The organism is Streptococcus sp. VTCC 12905 (genome assembly GCF_049893385.1).
GTDB lineage: Bacteria > Bacillota > Bacilli > Lactobacillales > Streptococcaceae > Streptococcus > Streptococcus suis_AA.
Genome location: NZ_JBMVJC010000049.1, coordinates 1 through 7,509, shown reverse-complemented (window position 1 = coordinate 7,509; position 7,509 = coordinate 1). Strand labels below are relative to the sequence as shown.

5 protein-coding genes and 3 pseudogenes are annotated in these 7,509 nt (G+C 32.0%); 3 read left to right on the top strand and 5 right to left on the bottom strand.

The window, feature by feature from the left end:
* Positions 1-166: 166 nt before the first annotated feature.
* The 3 genes and pseudogenes from ACPC58_RS11275 to ACPC58_RS11265 form a co-directional block, all read left to right on the top strand.
* Positions 167-553, top strand: a pseudogene (locus ACPC58_RS11275) (sensor histidine kinase); the annotation flags it as partial.
* 14 nt (positions 554-567) lie between these two features.
* On the top strand, positions 568-774 hold the full coding sequence (locus ACPC58_RS11270; RefSeq protein WP_434066013.1) for a hypothetical protein: 207 nt from the start codon (positions 568-570) through the stop codon (positions 772-774).
* 20 nt (positions 775-794) lie between these two features.
* Positions 795-1,391: a YdhK family protein gene (locus tag ACPC58_RS11265; RefSeq protein WP_081831475.1), complete on the top strand. Its 597-nt coding sequence runs from the start codon at positions 795-797 to the stop codon at positions 1,389-1,391.
* A 191-nt stretch (positions 1,392-1,582) separates the two neighbouring features.
* Here ACPC58_RS11265 and ACPC58_RS11260 read toward each other — a convergent pair.
* From ACPC58_RS11260 to ACPC58_RS11240, 5 genes and pseudogenes are all read right to left on the bottom strand, one after another.
* A pseudogene (locus tag ACPC58_RS11260) lies at positions 1,583-2,537 on the bottom strand (IS30 family transposase).
* A 1,295-nt stretch (positions 2,538-3,832) separates the two neighbouring features.
* Positions 3,833-4,923: pseudogene (locus ACPC58_RS11255) on the bottom strand (HEPN domain-containing protein).
* A 293-nt stretch (positions 4,924-5,216) separates the two neighbouring features.
* Complete coding sequence (locus ACPC58_RS11250; RefSeq protein ID WP_434066012.1) at positions 5,217-6,182, bottom strand: hypothetical protein; 966 nt, start codon at positions 6,180-6,182, stop codon at positions 5,217-5,219.
* Positions 6,183-6,437: 255 nt separating this feature from the next.
* Positions 6,438-6,698: a hypothetical protein gene (locus tag ACPC58_RS11245; RefSeq protein ID WP_434066011.1), complete on the bottom strand. Its 261-nt coding sequence runs from the start codon at positions 6,696-6,698 to the stop codon at positions 6,438-6,440.
* 45 nt (positions 6,699-6,743) lie between these two features.
* Positions 6,744-7,509, bottom strand: a 766-nt coding sequence (locus ACPC58_RS11240) for a restriction endonuclease subunit S (protein ID WP_434066010.1), incomplete at its 5' end; no start/stop codon positions are given.

The window sequence follows — 7,509 nt, the reverse complement described above, 5'->3', positions numbered from 1 at the left end:
CTTTCTAGTAATGTTTTGCAACTCTACTATAACGGATTTATTCCTTTTTGTGTTTACACAACTTATTTTACACTACCATAAATTAATATAGGCTTCGCCTTTTTTATTTTTTTCAAAAATTATTATTTGTCAAATTAAGCGAGACAAAACTTTCCATTTACGTAACTCAAAAAAACTTCATGTTGAAATCCAAGGGGATAACATCAATATATCTGCAGATAAAGATAAAATGAACCAAGTTGTTATCAATCTTTTGAATAATGCTATTAAATTTACGCAAAAGGAGGGAACCATTAAGTTTTCTATAAGTAAAAATAAAGACCATGTTCTTTTAATTGTTGAAGACAACGGCATCGGTATAGAAAAAGATCAGCAACTTCATATTTTTGATAGATTTTATATGGCTGACCCCTCCAGAAGTAGAGCTTTAGGGGGGCAAGGTATCGGATTAGCTATTGTAAAGAGCGTTGTTGAAGCGCATAAAGGTAGTATAACTGTAAAAAGTAAATTAGGTCTAGGAACTAAATTTGTTATAAAGTTACCATTTCAATAAAGGAGGAGAGTTATTTGTTTCAAAAACAGATAAAAAATGCTAAACTAGCATGTGAAGGTTGGGCAAAAAAAATATTTTTTCAACTGATTTCGATAGATAGTGTCGAAAAAGTTCATTTAGATATCTTATCAAATTCTGTAGTAATCTTTTCTAAGAAGGACTTATCAATAGCTACAATTAAAAAAGAAGTTTTTGGATTACAAATTTATGAGATGACCTAAATGTGATTAATTAAAGGAGGATGAAGACAGTGAAAAAGATGATAAAATTAGTATTTGTAAGTCTTGGAATTATTGTATTTTTAGGAGCGTGTAGCAATCAAAGTGAATCGAATAATTCTAAAAGCACAAACGAGGAATTGACTTCTACAGCGTCTAGTGAAATGAATAGTATGGAGGGAATGAATCACGAAGGTATGGTTCCTTCTTCAATGAAAGATGCTGCGAACCCTAAATTCCCGGTGGGAAGTAATGTTATACTGCTAGCCGATCATATGAAAGGGATGAAAGGTGCAAAAGCTCAAGTTGTAGGGGCCTTTGATACTACAATTTATGAAGTAAGCTATAAGCCAAAAACTGGAGGACCAATGGTTAAGAATCATCGATGGGTAGTACAAGAAGAGTTAAAAGATACTAAGACTGTAGCAAATGAGGGCGATACTGTTATCTTGAATGCCGATCACATGGATGGGATGATGGGAGCTGAAGCAAAAGTAGATAAATCTATTAAAGGAACTGTTTACGTTGTTAATTACACTCCAACCGATGGTCAAAAAGAAGTTAAGAATCATATGTGGGTAACTGAAGATGAGATGGAATATGACAAAAATAATGAGTAATTTTATATACTAAACCAATAAGCTGGTACATGGCCTTCGTATTCTCAACATGAGGAATATGAGCTCTTTGTTAATAAGGACTGATGAGTTGTGCAAAATAAAATCTGGGTCAGAACGAACCTCATTCTGGCTCAGATTTTTGGCTCTTCGACATTTAGTGCTGGTAGAGAGACAACTTATTATTTGTCAAATTAAGCGAGACAAAACTTTCCATTTACGTAACTCAAAAAAACTTCTAATGGTGTTTGGTAATTTAGTGATTTTCTAGGGATATGGTTTCTTTTGGAAGCAACGGATGAGATGAATCCTTGATTGACTTGGTTGAAGTCCATTTCTTTTGGTAGTCCATCTTTTCGGAGGAGTCCGTTTGAATGTTCATTTAATCCCCGTTGGGAAAGGCGTTCCTGGGTCTGCGAAATAAATATCAATATCATTCGTATTACTAATACTTTTCCAATTAGAGAATTCTTTTCCACAATCAAAGGTAATTGATTTGAAAAGATTTTTGGGTACGGATTGAAGCCATTCATTAATCGAATTTTCAATATCAACTGCCTTACGGCCTTCTGGTTTCAAGGCGATAATGGCTTTTGAAAGTCGCTCAACGAGTGTGATGACGGCACTTTTATAATGGATGCCGACAATCGTATCACCCTCTAAATGTCCAAATTCTTCTTCGAAAACGACATAATCTTTTTTACGTTCAGAAATATTTCTTTTGAATGCCTGTTTTCCACGTTTTTCCTTATAACCATTTGGTTTTCGTTTTCCTTGCATCGGTAAATGTAAAACATTGAATTCTCCCGTCTTAAACCGGCGATAGAGGGTACTTACTGAACAAGAGAAGGTTCGCTCTGCACGGCCAATAATGACGTCTGAGGTCCAACCTTCAGTTGATCTTTTTGCAATGTATTCTTTTTCCTCAGCAGGAAAAATGATTTCGGTTCTCCCACAACATCGCTTATTTTCTTTGTATTGTTCAAAGTATTCAAGTGCTGTTCCACCACATTTGAGAAAGTTATAGACATTGTAAATTGTTTGGCGTCCACGTTTAAGCTGCTTCGCAACGATAGCAACCGGAGTTTCTTGATGAAAATATGCTTCTATCATTACAAGCTCGTTTGGTGTAAGATGGGTATAAGTCATTTATGTTCACTCTCCTTGTATGCTTTAGCGGGTATTACAATTTGAGTGTAACATAAATGGCTTTTTTATTTGTCTCGCTTAATTATACAAACGGCGAATGTAAAAATAAAGGTCAAAATCATCAAAAAAGGAGTGAGCAAAAACCACGCTCACATTTTACTTGCAGCGTTCACTTCGTTCACTCGCTAAAAGAAAAGATCAAAACCACTTTTAGGAATTTATTGTATTCCCTCTAATTGCTCATATAAGCTGTTTTAACTGTTTGACTAGCTAAATACTCATATCATGCAATCAAGCGTCTTACAGACGGTCAGGGCAAGCCCTAACAACCCTTAAATGGAAAACCTATACTTTGTTTAACTTGTTTTTTTACAACTTACAACAAGCTATTCAATTCAAAATCACTTTAAACCCACTTAAAAGCTCGTTTAAGCATTCTTAATGTTCCCTTTGAACAAAATAGACAGTTTCGAATTAAAGTCGCTTAAATCGAGTTTTAGAGCGTTTTAAAATAGAATGATGAAAAACTAAAAAGTTTCAAACGCTGGTCGGCTTGTTTCGTTAAAAAAGAGTGCAATGCGCACTTACACATCACTCTAAAAACGAGTGATGTAATGGCTAAAAATCGTGTATCAGAAGTTGCTTATCGCAACAACAAAATTTCATGATAGTAGCGTCTCTTAAATGAGTGAGTCTTTGTTTAAATTTGTGATACATTTTTCTGATCCATCAAGAACTTCCTCAAAGATAAAATGCCTCAGCGCTCATTCCTCAATCGCCCTTTGTCATTGATTTTGTAATAAGTATTGCGCCCTATTCGGTTACAATCCTCACAACAAAATAGAAAACATAAAACCATAAATACTGCAAGCTATCACATTGTAATACAAAGCACTTCGTTCTTGTATTACAATGTGGCTTGAAAAGGGGGAAGTTTCACTTTCCCCTTTTATCCCCTTTGGATTGTGTCGATTTGCTTTACGCAAACGCCACCTACCCATTTTATAAAAATAAAATGGGCAAAAGATCTTTCTTTTTGTCATACAAAAAGAAGAAAAAATCTCTCGTATTTTGTTTGTTCATCCACTAAAAATATGCGAACAGTATGGCTTCATTCAATCCTGTTCTTACAAGTCAAAAGCATCGAATCGTCCTTGGACGATTCAACAAAAAAAGTAGTCGTTTTTGGACGACTACTAAGTTCTAAACATTCATTACTCTGTCCTCTCTGTCTTTTTTCTCAATTTTAAACTAAAATAGATTTTTTGGAAAACTTTGCAACAGAACCAACATATTTATGAATTTTCATAGACATATTTCATATCTAACTCTTTGTAAATATAAAATCTTAATATTTCTTGCAACAGTAATTTTGTTTCATACATTTCATTAAAATCACTAATCATTAATGGATATTTATGTTTGGAATCTCCGTGAGTATGATAATTACGTGTTTGAATTAACTTTTTTATTAATAATTCTTTATCTGGGTATTTCGAAAAGATTTTAACTTTACTTGGTTCGTCTATTGAATCAAATAAATTTGCCAGACGTTCGGCAAGCACAGGTCCTCTTGGGCCAAATTTTAATTTATTTTCGAACTTTTTCCTAAATTCTTGTAGAATTGATGTTTTTATAAAATCAAGCAAAGCTTTCCTTGCCATTTGCTCACCATCTGATAAATTTTCACATTTCTTAAAATTCATAAAGTTTCTAGAGTATACTTCTAAATTTCGTATTGCGTCAACAAGTTGATCTTCTAAGTATAAATCACCATGAAGATTTTTTGAAAATTCCCTAACTATAAATTCAAGTTCCTCTGATTTATCAAACCAATGATTTAGTATATTGTCAAAGTTTGACTCAATTTTCCTTAATGAAATCTCTTGATGGGTAAACTTATTCCAAGCTTTATATCCACTAATGATTTATCTACCCATTCTTCAATGTGTTCAAAACTAAACTTATATTCTACAGATTTTTCACTCTCTAACTTATCAAACAGATTCTTAAAAGATTCAGAACTATAATTGAAATTTTCAATTGCACTGTAATATACATTATAAATTTTGAAATTTTTTACATGATATTTAGTTATTGGAAATCCAGGGGAGGAGGATGTTCCAGTAGGTTCTCCATAGGTATTTAATATTATAATTTTTCCATCGCTTGAATATCCGTAAATTTTCTCCAAATACTTTCCAAATCCAAAAGATATTCCAGACTCTACTTCGAACGCACCGAATAATTCAAGTACAATTTCACTAGGAGAATAATGTAAAATACCACTTAAGGAATCATGCTCATTAACAATATCTTCGGGTATTTCTGAAAAATACCCTTTTATTTCAAACTCTTTATCCCAAGTATAATCTTTAAATTTCATATTATTCTTTATTCTTTCTATTTTATTTTTCTTTTAAAAAAATCACTTATTATCATTTTCAACAAACTTTGCAACAGAACCCTTTCTGAAATTAAATAAATAATTAATTAAATTGTTTATTTATGACCAGGACCGTATTTCTAAACTTCTTTTATGGTTTATTATATCACTTAACAAAAAAACAGCCCCCATTATCTAATCAATAGATAATTAGGGCTGTTTTAATAGTATTTTCGAGGGGTTATTATCTAATTATAGACCCTCTTTGTATAATGGGTTTAAGAAAACATTGATTATATTTTTTTATACCACATTTCACCATCATCTGATTTTCTATTGTCTGGATTTATAGTAATAAAATTAATGTTAGTAGCTCGTTCTATCTTAAGTTTTTTTTGTATTTTGTTTTTCTTATGAATTTCTGAATTAGTATCAGTATCCACGATGTATATTGTTTTATCATGTTTATTAATTAATTGTCTGAATATACCATTAATATGTTCATCGTCTGAATTAAACCCAAATCCTATAACTACTACTACATCAGATTCAAGAAGTTCATGATAAAAATCAACATATTTCTCAGACATATCTATTGAAGTCATAGGCTTTGTTCCACTTTGAGTAAACAATAACGGTACAATAAAATGGTTGCTTTCATCATCATTTTCAACAATAGAATTTAGATATGGATCATAATAAATACTTGTTCCACCATTTAAAAACTTGATATCGTGGTTAATAATTGTTGAAATGAAAGGACTATAATTTGTAGTCCCTATAGTAGTTATTTCAAAATTATCATCTTCTTGTATTTTTTTTATATCATTATAATATCCGTCGTTATTTTTGTCCAAACCATCAGTTTGTTTAAGTATATAATCGTGTACAGTGTATAGAAAAACTACAATTTTAGAAAACTTAGCCCACTCGTTTTTTGGATTATATAAATAGTGCCAATTAGAGTCAATTAACGATTTATAATCTAAAATATCTGAATAAATGTTCTCCAATATAGCATAGGCTAATTTAACTATAGGATGTTTTATTGAAGCAAAATCTTTTTCAGCTAAAATCTTTAGCCCGCTAATTCCAGCCATATCATAGTTAACATTTATAATTCCACCTAAATCATCAAAAAAATCTAAATTTAATCTGTTTTTACTAAATAAAGATTCTTCAATCTTTCTGGATACATTCTCACTCAATGCGCCTAACTGCAATTGAAATATAGAGACTATTATATTCTTAAATAACAATTTTTCATCTTCATTACAAAATGCGTATTTTTCGTAGTAAGTAAGTAGAATAGAAAAGGACTGACTTTTAAAAAGAGTATTTCCCGCATCAAATATATCGTTATAGGATAATTTTTGGGAAATATTTATATCGGAAAAATTTTTATCAAGATCAGTTTCTACAGTATTAATATAGTGATTATCATCATCATAGACTTTACTTATTGCAGATTCTGCTAGGTGATCAAAATCACCTAATTTACTGATTATTGCATTTCAATTATTTCCAATTGTACTTTTTATTATTGAATCAAAAACCCGTTGACCAAATGAAGAAATACTTTTCGAGTCAAAGTCTTCAGGCAACCAATTTGTTGCATATGCCGAAGATGTATCTATTTTTGAGCGCATGTCTTTTAAAGTATTTTTACTTGTTTCAGTTGAATGTCTAAAGATATCTAACGCAAATTTACCACCGGATGGCATCCCGTAAGAAATTTCAGCCCCAGCTCCAAAAAGAAAACCTATTTTTATCATATTTAACCTTCTTTCTCTTATTTCAAATAAGAAACTCACACCATGTTATGCAAACATTTTTTGTAGAAATCCTTTTTTCTGTTCTTTCAATAAATCTAACTTACGCTGATGAAGAGCGATAGTCTCGTCTAACTGTTTGAAGAATGAGCCAATTTTTTGTTGTTCCTCTATATTAGGCAGGCGAGTTTCAATCATCTTAAAATCTGTTTTGTTGATTTTTGACTGAACCCCAGGTGTAGTTTTTTCAAAAATCTTATATTGCATTTCTGGAGTGAGCATCATTTGATATAGAAACCCTTGGTCGTTTTCACTAGATTTAATAAGCACTGCGTTAGGTGCTAATGTCATCGGCTTGTCTAACTTTGGAACTAAGAAAAACTTTCCAACACTACCGACGTTAGCCATTATAATATCATCAGGTTGTAGTTTAGACTTTTTTAGAAATTCGTACCCATGCTGATCGGTATACAGCCATGGGCCTTGCCAATTATTTGAAGCATCTTGAAGTCTTACTAGGTAAGCAAATCCGTTAATATCTGACGAATTAACATTTTTTCTCAGCGATTCAAAACTTCCATTTGCCACGTAATCTGTTATGGTGTCAAATACCTTCCCCAACTTACTCTCTTCCCAATCACCAGCAAACCCCGCAAATCGCAATTCAGGAACTTTGGCTCCATTTTTGGGAAACATCTTTTGCAAGTAGCCTTTTTTCTGCTCTTTCAACAAATCTAACTTACGCTGATGAAGGGTGATAGTCTCGTCTATCTTTTTGAAAAATGCCCCTATTTTTTGTTGTTCTTCAAAATCT

Coding starts and splice junctions, on each gene's coding strand:
- ACPC58_RS11265 (WP_081831475.1), top strand. CDS start 795: ATGAAGACAGTGAAAAAGATGATAAAATTAGTATTTGTAAGTCTTGGA.
- ACPC58_RS11245 (WP_434066011.1), bottom strand. CDS start 6,698: ATGATAAAAATAGGTTTTCTTTTTGGAGCTGGGGCTGAAATTTCTTAC.